Here is a 16,827-nt window from a genome sequence, read left to right on the forward strand (position 1 = left end):
CACTCGCTGTGGGGGACTGCCCAGACTCCCGGGCAGACCCGCCCGGGGTGGCGGCTGGTGTTGGCCCGAACGGCCGCTGGCTCCGGGATCTGGGCCGAGACCCTGGCGCGGGCGAGGAGCTCACGACCCAACGGCGCGGACCGGAGGCCACCGCCACCTCCGGCCAGTGCCGGGGCGGCTCAGGTTGAGGGGGCCAGCGGCTCCCGGCACTCGACCTCGGCGATGAAGTCACGGAGGACGGGGTAGACCTCTGCCTCCCAACGGGAGCCACTGAACACCCCGTAGTGGCCGACCCCAGGCTGCAGGTGCTGGTGCTTGCGGTGGTCCGGGAGCCCGGTGCAGAGGCCGTGCGCGGCCAGGGTCTGGCCGGGCGAGCAGATGTCGTCCCGGGCACCTTCGATGGTGAGCAGGTCGGTGCTGGTGATGGCCCCCGGATCGACCGGGACGTCCCGCCAGGTGAGCCGCCCGGTGGCCAGCCGGTTCTCCTGGAAGATGCGGCCGACCGTCTCGAGGTAGAACTCCGCAGGGACGTCCATCACCGCGCCGTACTCGTCGTAGAAGGCGCGGGTCGTGGCCGCCCGTTCGTCTTCGCCGGTCACCAGGTCGAGGTAGAGCCGGAGGTGGGCCCCCAGGTGCCGCTTGGGGTTCATCGACATGAACGCCGTCAGTTGGACGACGCCCGGGTACACGCGGCGGCCGGCGCCGGCGTACCGCGCCGGCACGGTGTCGATGAGTCTGCGTTCGAAGGAGGCCAGCGGCTTGGTCGCGGCCATCGTGTTGATCCGGTTGGGGTTCACCCGGGTGTCGACCGGTCCGGCCATCAGCGTCAGGCTGCTCGGCTGGGCCACGTCGCCCTCGGCGGCGAGCAGTGCGACAGCCGCCAGGACGGGGACGGCGGGCTGGCACACCGCGACGACGTGGGTGTCCGGACCGAGGTGACGGAGCGCCTGCATGACGTGCTCGATGTACTCGTCGAGCCCGAACGTGCCGTCCGCGACGGGGATGTCCCGGGCGTTGTGCCAGTCCAGGACGTGCACGTCATGGTCACCCAGCAGGGTCTGGATGGTGGGCCGGATCAGCGTCGTGAAGTGTCCCGACATCGGCCCGACGACGAGCACGCGTGGCTGCCCGGTCACCGACGGCTTCTGGAAGTGGATGAGCGTGGCGAACGGCGTCTGGAGCGTCGGGTGCTCTGTCACGACGGCCATCTCGGTGCCTACCGGGACGGCGTCGATCCCGAACGGCGGACGGTCGTGGGTGGGGCGGGCATGGGCGAGGATGTCGCAGGCTGCCCGGGCGTGACGGACGCCCAACCCGGCGAGCGGGGCCGGCACCGCGTTCAGCGCCCGTGCGGTCCGCTCCGACGCGGTCACCAGCGGAGAGGCGATGCGGCGCTGGAGGTCGTAGGCGGTGTAGAGCATGCGGTCCTGTCCTCACGACGAAGTGGGCGCGGGGTGACGCACCTCACGTACCGGTCACTGTATCCGTAGCCCGGAGGCAGGTCGCGTCGACTCGTCCGTCTCGCGTTGACGGCCTTGCCAGGCCGGGGCCATGCTCGCCCGTGCCCGGAGCTGCGCAGGTGGAGCCATGGGGGCTCCAGCTCCGAGGAGTCGCGGGTGCGCCGCGACCGAGGGGGACGCGATGACAGCGACACAGGAGAGCGGCACCAGGACGGGCGACAAGCTCCTGGGCAAGGTGGCCTTCGTGACCGGCGGGACCCGCGGGATCGGCGCGGCCATCTGCCGCAGTCTGGCCGCCCAGGGCGCCGACGTCGCCGCCGGCTACAGCGGCAACCAGGAGGCGGCGGAGAAGTTCGCCCAGGGCTTCGGCGACACCTTCCCCGACCGGCAGGTCACCATGCACCGCGGTGACATCGGCTCCGCGGACGACTGCCGCCGGTGTGTCGCCGAGGTGGTCGAGCAGCACGGCCGGCTGGACATCCTGGTCAACAACGCCGGCATCACCGTCGACCGGACCGTGGCGAAGATGGTCGACGACGACTGGCGACGGGTGATCGACGTCAACCTGTCCGGGGCCTTCTACCTGTCCCAGGCCGCGCTGGCGCACATGCTCGAGCGGGGGAGCGGGCGGATCGTGATGATCTCCTCGGTGATCGGCGAGACGGGTGGGATCGGGCAGGTCAACTACGCCTCGGCCAAGTCGGGGCTGTTCGGGCTCACGAAGACCCTCGCCCGGGAGGCGGCGATGCAGCTGCAGCGCGCCGGTCACACCGACGGCATCGGCATCACCGTCAACGCCGTGACGCCGGGGTACACCGCGACCGAGATGCTCGACGCCGTTCCGGAGAAGGTGGTCGCCGGTCTCCGGGCGAAGATCCCGCTGGGTCGGCTCGGACAGCCGGAGGAGGTCGCCCGCGTCGTGCACTTCCTGGCCGCCGACGCCTCGTCCTACATCACCGGCCAGGTGTGGGGGGTCAACGGCGGGCTCGACATGTGAGCCCGTTTCAGCGGTGCGACCTCGGCCCTGCGCCGATGACCTGACCGATCCGTCGACGGGGGAGGGGTGTGCGGGTGTTCCACCGCATCGCAGTGGTCAACCGGGGCGAGCCCGCTCTGCGGCTCATCCGGGCCGTGCGCGAGATCAACGCCGAGCACGGCACCGCGATCCGCGTGATCGCGCTGCACACCGAGGCCGAGCGCCGGGCCTCCTTCGTCCGCGCTGCCGACGAGGCCGTCGTCCTCCGCGAGACCGGTGGGGGGACCCCTTACCTGGACCACGGAGAACTCGGCCGGGCGCTGCAGGCGAGCCGAGCTGACGCCGCGTGGGTCGGCTGGGGCTTCGTCGCGGAGGACCCCGCGTTCGCCGAGCTGTGCGCCGACCTCGACGTGACCTTCATCGGGCCGCCACCGGGGGCCATGCGGCTGCTGGGCGCCAAGATCGAGGCCAAGGTCCTCGCCGAGCAGACCGGCGTCCCCGTCGCGCCGTGGAGCGGCGGCCCGGTCGAGACCGTCGAGGACGGTCACCGGCACGCCGCCGTCATCGGCTACCCGCTCATCGTCAAGGCCAGGAGCGGCGGTGGCGGGCGGGGGATCCGGGTGGTCCGCACCGAGGGTGAGCTGGCGGAGGCCCTCACCCGCACGCAGGCCGAGGCGGCGCGGACCTTCGGGGACCCGATCGTGTTCATGGAGCGACTGGTGGAGGGCGGCCGGCACGTCGAGGTGCAGGTGATCGCCGACCAGCACGGGGCGGTGTGGGCACCCGGGGTACGGGACTGCTCGGTGCAGCGGCGCAACCAGAAGGTGCTGGAGGAGTCCAGCTCGCCGGTCCTGAGCCGCGAGCAGGACACCGCGTTGCGGGAGTCGTCGATCGCGCTGGTCCGGGCCGCGGGCTACGTCGGTGCCGGCACGGTCGAGTTCCTGTACCAGCCCACCGAGCAGCTGTTCACCTTCCTCGAGGTCAACACCCGGCTGCAGGTCGAGCACCCGGTGACCGAGGTGACGACCGGGCTCGACCTCGTGAAGCTCCAGCTGCACGTCGCCGCCGGCGGCCGGCTCGTCGGGGACCCGCCAGCGGAGTCCGGGCACGCCGTCGAGGTGCGGCTCAACGCCGAGGACGCCGAGCAGGGGTTCGCCCCGGCACCCGGCCGGGTCGAGCTGATGCGGCTGCCCACCGGCCCGGGCGTCCGCGTGGACACCGGCATCGGCGTCGGGGACGTCGTCCCGCCGCTCTACGACTCGATGGTCGCCAAGGTCATCGCCTGGGGGCGGGACCGCCCCGAGGCGCTCGCGCGCCTGCGGTGCGCGCTGCGCGAGACGACCGTCGTGCTGCGGGGCGGCACCACCACGAAGTCCTTCCTGCTCGACCTGCTGGACCGGCCGGAGGTCGTGGCGGGCACCGCCGACACCGGCTGGTTGGACCGCACGGGCAGCGAGCAGGCGGAGACCACGCTCAACGGCTTCGTCGCCCTCCTCCAGGTGGCCGTCGACGTCTCCGACTCCGAGGAGGCCCGGGAACGCGCGGCCTTCCTGGCGTCCGCCCGGGGCGGACGACCGCGCGCGCCGCACGAGGTGGGGCGCACGGTCGAGCTCGGCCACCGGGGGCAGGTCTACCGGCTGACCGCCGCCAAGGTCAGCCGCGACCGTCACCGCGTCGAGCTCGACGGCCGGTCCGTCGACGTGGACGTCGACCGGCTGAGCCCGCTGGAGAGCCGTCTCACGGTCGACGGTCGGCGCTTCTCCGTCGTCGCGGTGACGGCCGCCGGCTCGCACCTGGTCGAGGTCGACGGCGTGTCCCACCGGGTCACCCGCGACGCCGGCGGCCTGGTGCGCGCGCCCGCCCCGTCGGTCGTCGTCGCCCTCCGGGTCCAGGCCGGACAGGAGGTCGAGGCCGGCCAGACGGTCGCCGTGCTGGAGAGCATGAAGATGGAGACCGCCGTGCGGGCGCCGTTCGCCGGCCGGGTCCGCCAGGTGCTGGTCGGGCCGAACGTGCAGGTCGATGCCGGCGTCGCGCTGCTCGACCTGGAACGGACCGGTGGGGACGTCGAGGAGGCCTCGGGCGAGCGGATCGTGCTCCCGCGCCCCGCAGACGCGCAGCCCGACCCGTGCGAGACGGCGGCGCCGCTGCTGGCCGAGCTGGAGGCGCTGATCACCGGTTGGGACGTCAGCGCCGACCACGCCCGGGCGTTGGTCGCCGAGTACTGCACGGGCCGCAGCGAGCTGCCGGTGGACGACCCGGAACTGCTGCGCGGCGAGCTCGCCGTGCTCACCACGTTCGCCGACCTCTGCGAGCTGGCCCGCAACCGTCCGGCGAGCGAGGAGGAGGAAGCCGACCAACAGGTGCACAGCCCGCGGGAGTACTTCCACGCCTACCTGCACTCCCTGGACGTCGAGCGGGAGGCGCTGCCGGAGAGCTTCCGCGCTCGGCTCTCCCGGGCGCTGCTGCACTACGACGTCCGCGACCTCGAACCGGGCCCGGCGCTGGAGGAGGCGGTGCACCGCATCTTCCTCGCCCAGCAGCGCATCGCCGACCAGCTCCCCGCGGTCCAGGCGCTGCTGGAGCGCTGGCTCGACGCCGGCAGCCCTCTTCCCGGGCCGTCGCGGGCGGAGGTGGGGGAGGTGCTCGACCGGCTCGTCACCGCGACCCAGTTGCGCTACCCGACCGTCGGTGACCTGGCCCGCGCCGTGCGCTTCCGCTGGTTCGAGGAGCCGGTGCTGCAGCGGGCCCGACAGGAGGTGCTCGACGAGGCCGACCGGCTGCTGACCGAGCTCGACGAGGCCGGCGCGCGCGGCGACACCGGCGCCGGCATGGCCCGGATCGAGACGCTGGTGGCGAGCCCCGAGCCCCTGATCCGGCTGCTGGGCCAGCGTGCCGGACGGCCGACGACGGAGCCCGATCCCGTGCTGGAGGTGCTGACCCGCCGCTACTACCGCAGCCGCGACCTGCAGCACGTGCGGACCTCCCTGCTCGGCGGTCACTCGTGCGTCTCGGCGGACTACGAGCTGAACGGGTCCCGGCTGCACCTGGTGGCCGTGATGGCCGAGCGGGAGGCCCTCCCCGCCGCACTGTCCGCGCTCGCGCGGGCGGCCGAGGACGTCGCCGACCCCCCGCACCTGCTGGTGGACCTCTACCTGTCCTGGCCGGACCGCCCGGCGGACGTCGACACGATGGCGGCGGAACTGCGCGACCTGCTGGACGCCGTGGCGCCGCTGCGGACGGCCCGCCGGGTGACGGTGACGGTCTCCACCCCCGACGGTGACGTGGAGACCGTGACCTTCCGGCCGGCGCCGGACGGCCCAGGAGCGGACGGCGCAGAAGCGGACGGCCGGGACGCGGGCGGGCTCGTGGAGGACCGGATCATCCGTGGACTCCACCCGCTGACCGCGCAGCGACTCAACCTGTGGCGCCTGAAGAACTTCGACGGTGTGCGCCTGCCGTCGGCCGAGGACACGTACCTGTTCCACATCGGCGCGAAGGAGAACCCGAACGACGAACGGTTCATCGCGATGGCGGAGGTCCGCGACCTGACCCCCGTCCGGGACGACGCGGGCGAGGTCGTCGCGTACCCGACGGTCGAGCGGCAGCTCACGGCCTGTCTCGACGGGCTGCGCCGGGCGCAGTCCCAGCGCAGGTCGCGCCGTCCCCTGGACCACAACCGGGTGTTCCTCTACGCCTGGCCGTCCATCGAGGTCCCGCTGGCGGAACTCGCGAGCCTCGCCCGGGCGTCGGCGCCGCTCACCGCGGGAGCGGGGCTGGAGGAGATCATCCTGCTGGCCCGGCTGCAGGAGGAGGGTTCCGCGACGCCCCGCGAGGTGGCGCTGCGCTTCGCCTACGCACCCGGCACCGGCGTGAGCATGCGGGTCACCGACCGGCCGACCGAGCCGATGCGGCCGCTGGACGACTACACCCAGAAGGTGCTGCGCTCGCGCGCCCGCGGCACCGTGTACCCCTACGAGCTCGCGCCGCTGCTCGCCGGTCCGGGCGGCACCTTCGTCGAGCACGACCTGGACGACGCCGGCCGGCTGGTGCCGGTCGAGCGCCCACCCGGCCGCAACCGCGCCGGCATCGTGGTCGGCGTGGTGACCACGCCGACCACGCGGCACCCCGAGGGCATGACCCGGGTGGTGCTCTTCGGCGACCCCACGAAGGCCCTGGGCACCGTCGCCGTCCCCGAGTGCGCCCTCGTCGTCGCCGCGATCGACCTCGCCGAGGAGCGCGGCATCCCGGTCGAGTGGTTCGCGCTGTCGTCCGGGGCCAAGATCTCGATGGACAGCGGCACGGAGAACATGGACGGGGTGGCGCGGGCGCTGCGCCGGTTGATCACGTTCACCCAGGCCGGCGGCGAGGTCAACGTCGTCGTGGCCGGCATCAACGTGGGTGCGCAGCCGTACTGGAACGCCGAGGCCACGATGCTGCTGCACACCAAGGGCATCCTGGTCATGACCCCGGACAGCGCGATGGTGCTCACCGGCAAGCACTCCCTGGACTACTCCGGGGGCGTGTCGGCCGAGGACAACTTCGGGATCGGCGGCTACGACCGGGTGATGGGACCCAACGGTCAGGCGCAGTACTGGGCGCCGAACCTGACCGCGGCCGTCGAGCTGCTCTTCCAGCACTACGAGTACGCCTACGTCACCCCCGGCGAGCGCTGGGCCCGACGTTCCGACAGCGGCGACCCGGTCGACCGTGACGTGCGCTCGTTCCCGCACCAGCACCCGTCCAGCGAGTTCACCACGGTCGGTGACATCTTCTCGGCCGAGACCAACCCGGACCGGAAGAAGGCCTTCGACATCCGGACGGTCATGCGGGCCGTCACCGACCAGGACCACCCGGTGCTCGAGCGCTGGGCGGGCATGGCGGAGGCCGACACCACCGTCGTCCAGGACGCGCATCTCGGCGGCCACCCCGTCACGGTCCTGGGGATCGAGTCGCGGCCGATCCCGCGGCGCGGCAGCTTCCCGGCGGACGGCCCCGACCAGTGGACCGCCGGCACGCTGTTCCCGAAGTCGTCGAAGAAGGCCGCGCGGGCGATCAACGCGTGCAGCGGCAACCGGCCACTGGTGGTGCTGGCGAACCTGTCGGGCTTCGACGGCTCGCCGGAGTCGTTGCGCAACGTGCAGCTGGAGAACGGGGCCGAGATCGGCCGGGCGATCGTCAACTTCGACGGCCCGATCGTCTTCTGCGTCGTCTCCCGGTACCACGGCGGCGCCTTCGTGGTCTTCTCCGGCGCCCTGAACGACAACATGGAGGTGCTGGCCGTCGAGGGCTCCTACGCCTCGGTCCTGGGCGGGGCGCCCGCGGCCGCGGTCGTGTTCACCGGCGAGGTCGACAAGCGCACCGCCGCCGATCCCCGGGTGCGCGACCTGGAGGCCTCGGTGGCCGCGGCCGACGGGGTGGAGCAGGCCCGGCTCCGGGTGGAGCTCGCCACCCTCCGCAGCACGGTCCGTTCGGAGAAGCTGGGCGAGGTCGGGGCCGAGTTCGAGGCGGTGCACGACATCGAGCGGGCCCGCCGGATGGGTTCCGTGCACGCCATCATCCCCGCTGCCGAGCTGCGCCCCCGCCTCATCGACGCCGTGAAGCGAGGGATGCAGCGCGCTACGCAGGACCCGTCGCACGCACTCCAGGAGGAGTCGACATGAACGCGTTCGCCCTCAACAAGCACGGTCGTCTGGTACTGCCCACGAACATCTTCCCGCAGCTGGACTTCTCCACCATGGAGTCCCTGGAGCAGCTCGACAGCGTCATCCGCCGGGACTTCGAGACCAAGGCCCCCAGCGGCACCGACATCCTGGACAAGGTCCGGGTCGGCGGCTACGAGAGCCGGTACGCCCTGATGCGCGACCTCGCGCTGAACCTGTTCTGGGCCAACCGCTTCGCGATGACCATGTACGACAAGCGGCCGACGCGCTGGGCCGACGTGCCGCGGACCCGGACCGACGTTTTCCTGCCCGTGTTGGAGCCGTGGGAGGGCGGCGACACCAAGATCGCCGCCGTCCAGGCGGCCTACCCGACGTTGCCGGCCCAGTGGGACGAGCCCGTCGAGGACCGGATCTTCGGCATCCTGTTCGACGTCTTCGGCAACCGCAGGAACCACGCGACCACGCTGCCGGCCGTCAAGCCCACGGTCGCCCAGTTCCTGGAGACGCCGGCCAACCTCACCTTCCGGCTGCCGGACTACGACCCGGACTACCCGGTCTACGACTACACCGACATCCTCGACTGCGACGAGGAGGTGCCCGAGCTCGAGGCGCTGCTGCGGTGGGCGATGGTGCTGCACAACCAGTACCCGTGGGACCGGTCGCAGGTGGAGCTGGTCGAGGCCGGCCAGCTGGCCGACGACGACTACGTGGTGACCTTCCACCCGCGCGACGCCGAGGTGCGGGCCTTCCTGCGGCGCCTGGACGCCGGCGTCCGGAGCCGTCCCGCGGCGCCGGCGCGGGAGAGCCGGCCACCGGTGCGCCCGTTCCGGGAGATCGACGTTCGCCGGCAGTTCGCCGTGCTGCCCCGCCTGGAGTCGCTGGCCGCCGTGCACGGCGACCAGGTGTGCAGCAACGAGGACCTGATCCGCAACTCCGCCTACAACTGGTCGCCGATGGGCGCCGACGAGATCGGCGCCAAGACCGGCATCCGGCAGCGCGAGTACAGCTCGCTGAGCCTGGAGGAGCTCGCCCTGCAGGCTGCGCAGGCGGCGCTGGCGAAGGCGGGGCGGGAGCCGGAGGAGATCGGCGGCGTCCTGGTGTGCACCTGCACGAGTTCCCGGCTGATCCCCTCGCTGGCCACGTACATCTGCGGTCAGCTCGGGATCCACCAGACCCACGCCGCCTACGACCTCGTCGCCGCCTGCGCCGGGATGCCGTATGGCCTGGCCGAGGCGACCCGGCTGCTGCAGGAGGTCGACCGGCCGGTCCTCGTGGTGTGCGTCGAGAAGTTCTCGGACAAGATCGGCAACGTCCGCACCTCCCGGATGATCTTCGGGGACGGCGCGGCGGCGATGGTCGTGGGGCCGGCGCCGGACGGCGCGGCGCCCGACTTCCACTACCTGCAGACCTACGCCAGCGGCCCGGCCAGCGAGGTCAACTCGATCATCTGGCCCAACCCGGTGTTCGACAACAACATCACCGTCTTCGGCCCGCACGTGAAGGCGCTGGCGGGCCGCTACCTCGCGCAGATGATCGAGGAGATCACGGCCCTGCCCGACCCCGACGGCCGGGCGGGTTCCCTGCTCGAGAGCATCGACCTGATCGTCCCGCACCAGGCCAACAAGACCATGGTGCTGCAGCTGGCCGAGCAGGCCGGGCTCACGCCCGATCAGCTCTACTTCAACATCGAGGAGGTCGGCAACACCTCGTCCGCGAGCATCCCGCTGGCCATCCACGACGCGGTGCGGGACGGCGTGATCACCGCACCGGTGCGCATCTTCGCGCCGGGCTTCGGCGCCGGAGCCGTGGCCGGCTACACCGTCCTGACGCTGGACCCCGCGGTCGTCGCCGTACAGGAGGGGGCCGCCCCGGACCTCGATCGCGCCGAGCCGGCCCTCCCGGCGTCGGACGGGGCCTCGCCGGCCTCGGAGGACATGCGGGTGGCCTTCGGGTGACGGCGCGCGCCGGCGGTCCACGCCTGTGAGCAGGCCCGCGTGAGCAGGCCGCCATGAGCACCCGCGAGGTGCGTGGCGCGGACGGGACCGCCCTCCGCGCCTGGTGCAACGACGGCACGGGCATCCCGGTGCTGCTGTGCAACGGGCTGGGCGCTCCGCCCGCGGCCTGGCCGCGGATCGTCGCCCCGGACAGCGGTTACCGGGTGGTCAGCTGGTCCCAGCGCGGCCTCGGCGGTTCGGAGCGCCCGGCCGACCGGAGCCGGGTGCGGATCGAGGACCACGCCGACGACGCACGCGCCGTGCTCGACGCCTACGGGATGCGCTCGGCGATGGTGGTGGGCTGGTCGCTCGGGGTCAACGTGGCGTTCGAACTGGCTCTGGAGGACCCGGCCCGGGTGAGCGCCGTGCTCGCCGTCGCCGGCGTCCCCGGGGGCAGCTACGCCGCCCTGTTCGGCACCTACGGCGTGCCCCGACGGCTGCGGTCGCCGATGGGCCGGTTGGGCAGCCGGCTGTTGCCGGTCATGGGGCCCCTGCTGCCGCTGGTGTCGGCCAGCTTGCCGCCCTGGCAGGAGCTGCTGTCTTTGGCGGCGCTGCGCGGACCCGCGCAGGAGGCGGCCCACCCGGGCCTGTTGCGCGCGGTGCTGCGCGAGTTCGCCGGGAACGACTGGTCCTGGTTCCGGTACCTCGCGGACGCCACCGCCCAGCACGCGCCACTCGACGTCACCCGGGTGGCCTGCCCGGTCACCTTCGTGGCGGGCCGCTACGACTCCCTGGTCGACGTTGCCGACGTGCACAGGGCAGCTCGGTCGGTGCCCGGGGCCCGGCTCCGTGAGATGGCCGGCACGCACTTCCTGCCGTTGCAGTACCCGGAGGTGATGGCCGAGGAGCTTCGGCGGCTGTCCGGCCGTACCCCCCGCCGTGGCTGACCATCGAGGGATGATGCGGTCCGGGGCGCACCAGCTGGCCTCGCGCGCCGCGAGGCCACCGGGAACTGTGGGCAGCGTCATTGTCAGGGCTGCCCGCGCCGCGGCCGACCAAGAGCTGGCCAGGTGTCGTGACCGGACAGGTTGTTCACGCGGGGGACTGCCCCGGTTCAGTTGACCGTTGCCTGTGAGGCGACTACGGGCTCCCGAGAAGCAAGATCAGCCAGCCGGCCTACGTGGTCCTTCAGGCATCGAGTTGACGTGCCGACAGCAGGAACGGAAGAACCCCCACAGGCCTGATGACCATGGGGGTTCAACTCGGTGTCTGAGGGGGGACTCTGTCACCCCTTCCCACCCAGGTTCCCACCGATGTGGGACGGCGTCCCAGGGGGCGTGGGACGCACTTCGGCCGGAGGGGGCCGGACGGAACGGCGCTGGACATTGGACCCTCCTGCGTTGCGGGCTACCGGGGACGCCGGGCGGCGCCCCCGGATTGCTCGAGACTTGGCTCTCAGGGGCTGCTTCGCTTCAGGACGGGACGCCCGTGCTCTCTCCGGAGCAGGTCGACCAGCCTGTCCGCGTCATCGTTGAGCAGGTCCATATTGCCCCGCGCGTCCTCCTGAGAGCCGATGTGGTGCAGGAGGATCCGATGTCGGGCACGCTGTCCAGGAGCTGCTCGGCGGCGGTGCTGACGTCCTCGCTGCAGGTCAGCTGCAGCTCCTTGAGCAGGTACCGCAGTCGTCGGTAGGCCCGCAGGTGCCGGGGCGCGAGGCCGGCCAGTTGCAGCCAAGCGGCGGGGCTGAGTCGGTCGGGCGCTGGGTTGTCCGGCAAGGGCAGGCCCGGCTCGGCCCACCAGTGCTCCACGGTGTCCTCGGTGTTGGCGGGGAGTAACGAGGCGATCTGTTCGTGCAGCGGTTCTAGCTCTCGCAGCTCCCGCAGCAGGGAGCGTGTGGCCTCCAGCTGCAGCCGCGCGGTGATGTCAGGGGCCGTCGTCATGGCAGGTGCCTCCCGTGGACGGCGAGGCGCTCGGCGACGGCCGGCAAGTTGATGGGTCGAAAGCCGCGTGGTGACGAGGAGCGTTCAGAGGTCCGAAGAGGCGTTCCACGGCCTGGCACAGCTCCGTGAACTGCGGGTGCAGGTAGTGCCGTGTGGCTCCGGGCTCGATGTGGCCAGCAAACGTCGCGAGCACCTGGGGGCTGGACACGCTGCGCAGCCAGTCGAGCGTGGTGTGCCGCAGCGAGTGCGGGCCACAGTCGTCCTTGAGCCTCGCCCGCGGGGTGCCTCCCCGGCAGTCCGGTAGCTGTCCGAAGCACTGCTGACCGAAGAGACTGAGCAAGTCACATTGCATTCGCCGTAGAGCCGCTAGCGGAAGGGTCGGCGGTCTGCCACGCGCCGGGCGACACGCCGATTCGCCATATTGCCGCGCCTGCCCCCCTTGACGCATCTCCTCGGCCCCGCCACAGTTCCCTCCACGCTACGGGGGGACAGGCCATGGGAACCGCTCTTGTGATCGTTTACTGGGGCGGTTTCTTCATTACTTGGTTCGCCCTGTATCGACGCGTCGGGTTTCCTGACATTGCACCCGACTGGCGCGAGTTTATCCTGGCGCATCCCACCGGCTTTGGGGGCTGGGCGTTGGCCACGACTGCCAAAGTGCTGTTCTGGCCCATCACGCTCGCCGCCTGGATTGCTACTGGGCGGCCCGCGTCTCGATGGAGGGCAGTGGATCAGATTGACGGTCATGAGACGCGTCGCATCCTCCGCGTTTGACGAACAAGACAGGAGTCGCGGGTCCCGCCCCACGGGAGTGTAGGTAGGAGCCACGATCGATGCATCGGTTCCCAGAGGCAAGGACCTGGCATGGGGCTCTTTAGCCGTCGCAACGCTCGGATCTCGGCATCCACCGCGAGGGGGCCTCGGCCCGTCGCGTCTGGTAGACGCCTTTCTTCTGCGCTCGGGTTGCAAGACAGTGTCTCGGCATTGGATTCGGCCGCCCGACTGCTCAACGCACCCCCGTACGAGCACATGCCGGCGCTCGCGCCTGCTGGCTACACGTGGCTTGGCGATGGCGCCGAGCCAGACCGTGTCGTGACCTTCTCGGATGGCGACGGAAGTCCAATAATAGCCACGTTCTGGGAGCGCGGCGACGCGACTGAGGCGGGTTTGTTCCCGCTCGGGAGTGGTGATGACCGGCTTCAGCGGTTGCCCATCATTGGGCATTGGAAGCAGCAGGATCGGTCGCTTTCATCTACCGGGGTACTGCCTGACGGTCTGCTCCGGTACGACGTCCCTGAGTTGCCAGCAGATTACGTTGCCGACATCCTCATGACAGGTTCTTACCCAATATCGAATCATAATCAACGGATCATGCTTACTCAGGTGGCGATCATGTTCAAGCTGAAGGCTTACCAGCTCATCTCGTCACAGGATCAGCTGCTGGGCAGTCGCTTCATCGAGGAGCACGACGGGGCCTCGCCTCAGCAGGTTCTTGAGGATCTAGGATCCTGGGACCATGACGTCGTGCCCTATATACAGGACATTCCCGGCCGCATAAAGGGACTACTTCTGGAAAACACCGCGGAGGGCAACGCTTGGAAAGATCTCGAGCGCTACTGATTCCGCAGGCGGAGGTGGCATTTCCACGCGGCAGGGCGTAATGGGCTCGTACATCCTAGGTGAGCTGAGTCCAATACAGCGCACGCGTCGCTTGACCGACCAAACTCGCCCCCCAGACTCCCGCTAATCGGAACTCTTTAGATTGCCGCCCACAATGGATCGTTCATAGGAGGACGTCATGGCGTGTGCATGCACGAAGGCCGGCAAGTCTAAATGCGCCTGGTGTAAGGAGGCTGAGGCCCACAGGATCCCCACCTCTCGCCACAACTGCCAGTACGGACGGTGTTCCTGAGGCCCCCCGTTTGATCGACTTGGCCGATGACCGGCCAGCCACCGGAACAGGAAGCGCTCGCGGGGGATTCCCTTTTCGGTCCCGCATGCGTCACTCGCCGGACCGCGTAGCGCCGAACTCAAGCAGGCAGCGGTCCGGCTCCGCGCCGGCTGTCCCGCTGCTCCTTCACGGCGGACGTTGCTAACGCAGCACCAGCTGGTCCACCAAGGGACACGGACCGATCGCTCTTCCATGCTTTGCAGTTGCTGTCCAGCTCCGATCGCTTTGAGCGACTGGTTTGGACCTCCCTGCGACGCTGACAGCGGGGCCGAAGCAAGCCAATCGATCAGTGGTCGCGCTCATCGAGCTGGCCGCGCAAGCTCCCAAGCGTCTGCCCGGTCTGCACTTTCCAAAAGCGCCAGCCGTTGACGTTGCTGCCAGTGATCGCAACTGCCGCGGCGGTCGGACTGGGGTAGTCCCTTCCGCTCAGGGACAGGTGTCCATCGGCTGTGACGGTGGCCCGGTACTCCGTGCCCTTGTAGCGGACGGTGAGGACGTCACCGACGGACAACGCTGAGGCTTGCAGAAGAGTCAACAGATCTACTGTGCCTCGGTCTGCAGGAAGCGCCTCGGGACGCTCAGCGTCTGTCCGCTGGTCGGGATTTGCGGATGACGCCAAGGAGGTAGCCGCCTCCGGCGCAAAGTCGTGTTGGGCGCTGGGGCCTCGCAGGGAAGTCATGGGCACAAGTTCGCCGCTTCCCGATAGCAGCCCCCAGAACTCCCAGCCGTTGACGCTGTGTCCCGTAATCGCCTTGCCCGCCGAGGACAGCGACGCGTGCGGTTGGCCGTGAACGGTCAGGGTTCCGTCGGCCATGACCGTGGCGCTGCCCTCGTACGACGACGTCGTCGGATGGAGGACGCTGCCATCACTGATCAGTCCCGCCTGCAAGAGGTCCGTCAGGTTGGCCTCGTGTCGTGCCCGCGGCGTTGCTGGCTTGGGGTCCAGCTGTGGTGCCTGCTGATCCGGGGTGTCCGGGTCGAGACCCAACGCCCGGAGCACGCCGAGGACGGGGCCGATGATGGCCTCCAGTTGTTGGCGCTGCCAGGGGGCGAGCGTCTCGTCACTCGGTCGATTGCCATTCCCCGGGGCGATCCGGGCCGCCGAGTTCAGCACGTCGTAGAGACGTCCCTCCAGCCAGCCGACCTCTGCGCTGTTGAAGCCCTGGTACGGCCTGCGGATGAGTAGCGCGCGCCGCCATTCCTCCCGCACCCGAACGTGCTGCCTTATCCGGGTAGTGAGTCCACCTGGTGCCTTGCCCACGTAGACCCCGGTCCGGCCGCTGGCGTCAGTTGGGTCCAGCAAGACGTAGGTCCCTGGCACGCTCCAGGACTCGTCCAGGCCGCCGAGGCTCTCGCGAGTGATCACGGCGAAGTCGAGGTTCGCGCCGGGCAGGTCGATCAGCAGTGGCTCGCCGCTGATGGAAGGCACGAACCACGTTGCCCCTGTACCGCGCTGCCGAGGATCCGTCGTGTTCACGCCCGGCAGTCTGCCTGCGCCCACGCCACGACGGCCTCGACACCCCCGGCAGACATGCCCCTGCGTGGGTAGTGGCTCGTCCATCCGCGAGATAGCCGGCGCAGTTTGAGACTCTTGCGGCCGGGCTTCTCGCCCGGTCAGAGGACTGCGCTTGCTTGCGTTGGTAGCCCGACAACTAGTGCCGCGTCAGGCAACGTTCGCCCTGAAGGGCGGCCTCAGAGACACTCCCACGTCGCCTCGGCCGCCGACACCGGACCCTGTCGGTCGCCTGCCTCCGGTTCTGCGGGATTCGAGGGTGGTGGCAGGTACACCAGGCGGTGCGCACACCGGCCGCAGCCGCATACCCGCTTTCGCGCGCCACTCATCGTCCGACCTCGACGACACCAGGAGCGTTCACCGGCGGCACGGCCACGGGCCTCGGTCCGTCCACTAGGCGCAGGATCATCGGCGGTCCACCACCCGGACCGTCTGCTGCGGGCAGGTCGACGATTACCCGACTGCCGGCCGGCACCTGCAGGACCAGGCAGCGCTCCCCGTCGGAGTGTCGATCGGAGGGTGGACCCGACGGCGCCACGGCGGTCGTGGCGCCGCCGGCGTGGGTTGGAGTCGGCTCGCCGGTGCCCGCTGCCGGTCGCCGAACCGGCCGTTGTCGCCGCGTGAAACCAGCCCGGTCAGGGGGAAGCCCGGGATACCGGCGGGGACGCCCGGGGCGGGATCCCCCACGACGGCGCCTGCCTCCTCGAGCCGGGCAGGCTCGTCAGCCCCGCGAGTGACAGCGTCTAGCGAGATGGGGGACGTGGCGTCCCCGCAGTGGTCCCAACTTCCCTGGGACGGGAACTGGGACAGGGTGTCCGAGGGGCGACATGCCACATACGCACACGGCTTCCGTCCTGGGACTGAGAGGTCGGTGACCGCGTCGGCCGGTACTGACCCCGACGCGCCGACCAGTAGCTCCTGGAGCTGTATGTGAAGGGCTTGCCTACCCGGTACGGATCCTCGGCGAGCGGGCCGTACAGGAAGTCGGCTACGGCGAAGGCAAGGAACTCGGGGAGGTCCCGTTCGATCGCGCGTTGGGCGCGAGGCGGGGAGAACGACCTTGGACCGGGTCTGGCTCACGCGTGACGATCGGCCAGCGCCGCGCGCACCTGCTCCTCACTGAACGCCTGGCCGCCGGCCATCCGCTGCTCGGCCTCGCGGATCTCGGCAACGGCCGACCTGTCGGAGAGGATCTGGAGGGTCTCCATCAGCAACTCGTAGTCATCGACGGCCATGAATGATGGCGACCGGACTTCCGTTTCCGGTGACAACTACTCGCTCGTGGGTTGCCGCCACCTCGTCGAGGACCTTGCTGAACTGCGCCTTCACCGCGGCGAGAGACTGCGTCGTCATGACTCGAACTACGGTCAGGAAGACACGTGGGGGAAACGGC

At 70.5% G+C, this 16,827-nt stretch carries 10 protein-coding genes; 5 read left to right on the plus strand and 5 right to left on the minus strand.

What is annotated here, in order from left to right; genetic code table 11:
- Window positions 1–179: 179 nt before the first annotated feature.
- Window positions 180–1,421, minus strand: a complete 1,242-nt coding sequence (phaZ, locus tag O2W20_RS09245; protein ID WP_269172921.1) for a polyhydroxyalkanoate depolymerase — start codon at window positions 1,419–1,421, stop codon at window positions 180–182.
- A gap of 220 nt (window positions 1,422–1,641) precedes the next feature.
- Between phaZ and fabG the strand changes: the two genes are divergently transcribed.
- The 4 genes from fabG (at window position 1,642) to O2W20_RS09265 (ending at window position 10,977) form a co-directional block, all read left to right on the plus strand.
- Complete coding sequence (gene fabG / locus O2W20_RS09250) at window positions 1,642–2,457, plus strand: 3-oxoacyl-ACP reductase FabG (RefSeq protein ID WP_269163098.1); 816 nt, start codon at window positions 1,642–1,644, stop codon at window positions 2,455–2,457.
- Window positions 2,458–2,531: 74 nt separating this feature from the next.
- Entirely contained in the window at window positions 2,532–8,096 is a 5,565-nt protein-coding gene (locus O2W20_RS09255; RefSeq protein WP_269172920.1) for an ATP-binding protein, read from the plus strand.
- On the plus strand, window positions 8,093–10,051 hold the full coding sequence (locus O2W20_RS09260) for a 3-oxoacyl-ACP synthase III family protein (protein ID WP_269172919.1): 1,959 nt from the start codon (window positions 8,093–8,095) through the stop codon (window positions 10,049–10,051). Before O2W20_RS09255 ends, O2W20_RS09260 begins: the two co-directional genes overlap by 4 nt.
- Window positions 10,052–10,104: 53 nt before the next feature.
- A complete protein-coding gene (locus O2W20_RS09265) occupies window positions 10,105–10,977 on the plus strand; it encodes an alpha/beta fold hydrolase (RefSeq protein ID WP_269172918.1) in 873 nt (290 codons plus the stop codon).
- Between the two features lie 525 nt (window positions 10,978–11,502).
- On the opposite strand, the gene O2W20_RS09270 is transcribed toward O2W20_RS09265, so the two are convergent.
- Entirely contained in the window at window positions 11,503–11,970 is a 468-nt protein-coding gene (locus O2W20_RS09270; protein ID WP_269172917.1) for a hypothetical protein, read from the minus strand.
- Between the two features lie 1,029 nt (window positions 11,971–12,999).
- Here O2W20_RS09270 and O2W20_RS09275 point away from each other — a divergent pair.
- Window positions 13,000–13,590, plus strand: a complete 591-nt coding sequence (locus O2W20_RS09275) for a hypothetical protein (protein WP_269172916.1) — start codon at window positions 13,000–13,002, stop codon at window positions 13,588–13,590.
- 617 nt (window positions 13,591–14,207) lie between these two features.
- Here O2W20_RS09275 and O2W20_RS09280 read toward each other — a convergent pair.
- The 3 genes from O2W20_RS09280 to O2W20_RS09290 all read right to left on the minus strand — a co-directional run bounded on the left by O2W20_RS09280 (window position 14,208) and on the right by O2W20_RS09290 (window position 16,787).
- The gene (locus O2W20_RS09280; protein WP_269172915.1) at window positions 14,208–15,398 is read right to left on the minus strand and encodes a DUF2924 domain-containing protein; all 1,191 of its coding nucleotides are present in this window, start codon (window positions 15,396–15,398) and stop codon (window positions 14,208–14,210) included.
- Between the two features lie 1,112 nt (window positions 15,399–16,510).
- Window positions 16,511–16,669, minus strand: a complete 159-nt coding sequence (locus tag O2W20_RS09285; RefSeq protein ID WP_269172914.1) for a hypothetical protein — start codon at window positions 16,667–16,669, stop codon at window positions 16,511–16,513.
- Window positions 16,656–16,787: a type II toxin-antitoxin system Phd/YefM family antitoxin gene (locus tag O2W20_RS09290; RefSeq protein WP_269172913.1), complete on the minus strand. Its 132-nt coding sequence runs from the start codon at window positions 16,785–16,787 to the stop codon at window positions 16,656–16,658. The genes O2W20_RS09285 and O2W20_RS09290 overlap by 14 nt, the downstream gene beginning before the upstream one ends.
- Between the last annotated feature and the right edge of the window lie 40 nt (window positions 16,788–16,827).

The sequence above is a fragment of the Modestobacter sp. VKM Ac-2982 genome, assembly GCF_026967935.1.
Classification (GTDB): Bacteria; Actinomycetota; Actinomycetes; order Mycobacteriales; family Geodermatophilaceae; genus Modestobacter.

Excerpts from the sequence above, each read along its gene's own strand:
- fabG (WP_269163098.1), top strand. The coding sequence starts at position 1,642 with ATGACAGCGACACAGGAGAGCGGCACCAGGACGGGCGACAAGCTCCTG.
- O2W20_RS09265 (WP_269172918.1), top strand. The coding sequence starts at position 10,105 with ATGAGCACCCGCGAGGTGCGTGGCGCGGACGGGACCGCCCTCCGCGCC.
- O2W20_RS09275 (WP_269172916.1), top strand. The coding sequence starts at position 13,000 with ATGCCGGCGCTCGCGCCTGCTGGCTACACGTGGCTTGGCGATGGCGCC.
- phaZ (WP_269172921.1), bottom strand. The coding sequence starts at position 1,421 with ATGCTCTACACCGCCTACGACCTCCAGCGCCGCATCGCCTCTCCGCTG.
- O2W20_RS09270 (WP_269172917.1), bottom strand. The coding sequence starts at position 11,970 with ATGACGACGGCCCCTGACATCACCGCGCGGCTGCAGCTGGAGGCCACA.
- O2W20_RS09290 (WP_269172913.1), bottom strand. The coding sequence starts at position 16,787 with ATGACGACGCAGTCTCTCGCCGCGGTGAAGGCGCAGTTCAGCAAGGTC.
- O2W20_RS09285 (WP_269172914.1), bottom strand. The coding sequence starts at position 16,669 with ATGGCCGTCGATGACTACGAGTTGCTGATGGAGACCCTCCAGATCCTC.
- O2W20_RS09260 (WP_269172919.1), top strand. The coding sequence starts at position 8,093 with ATGAACGCGTTCGCCCTCAACAAGCACGGTCGTCTGGTACTGCCCACG.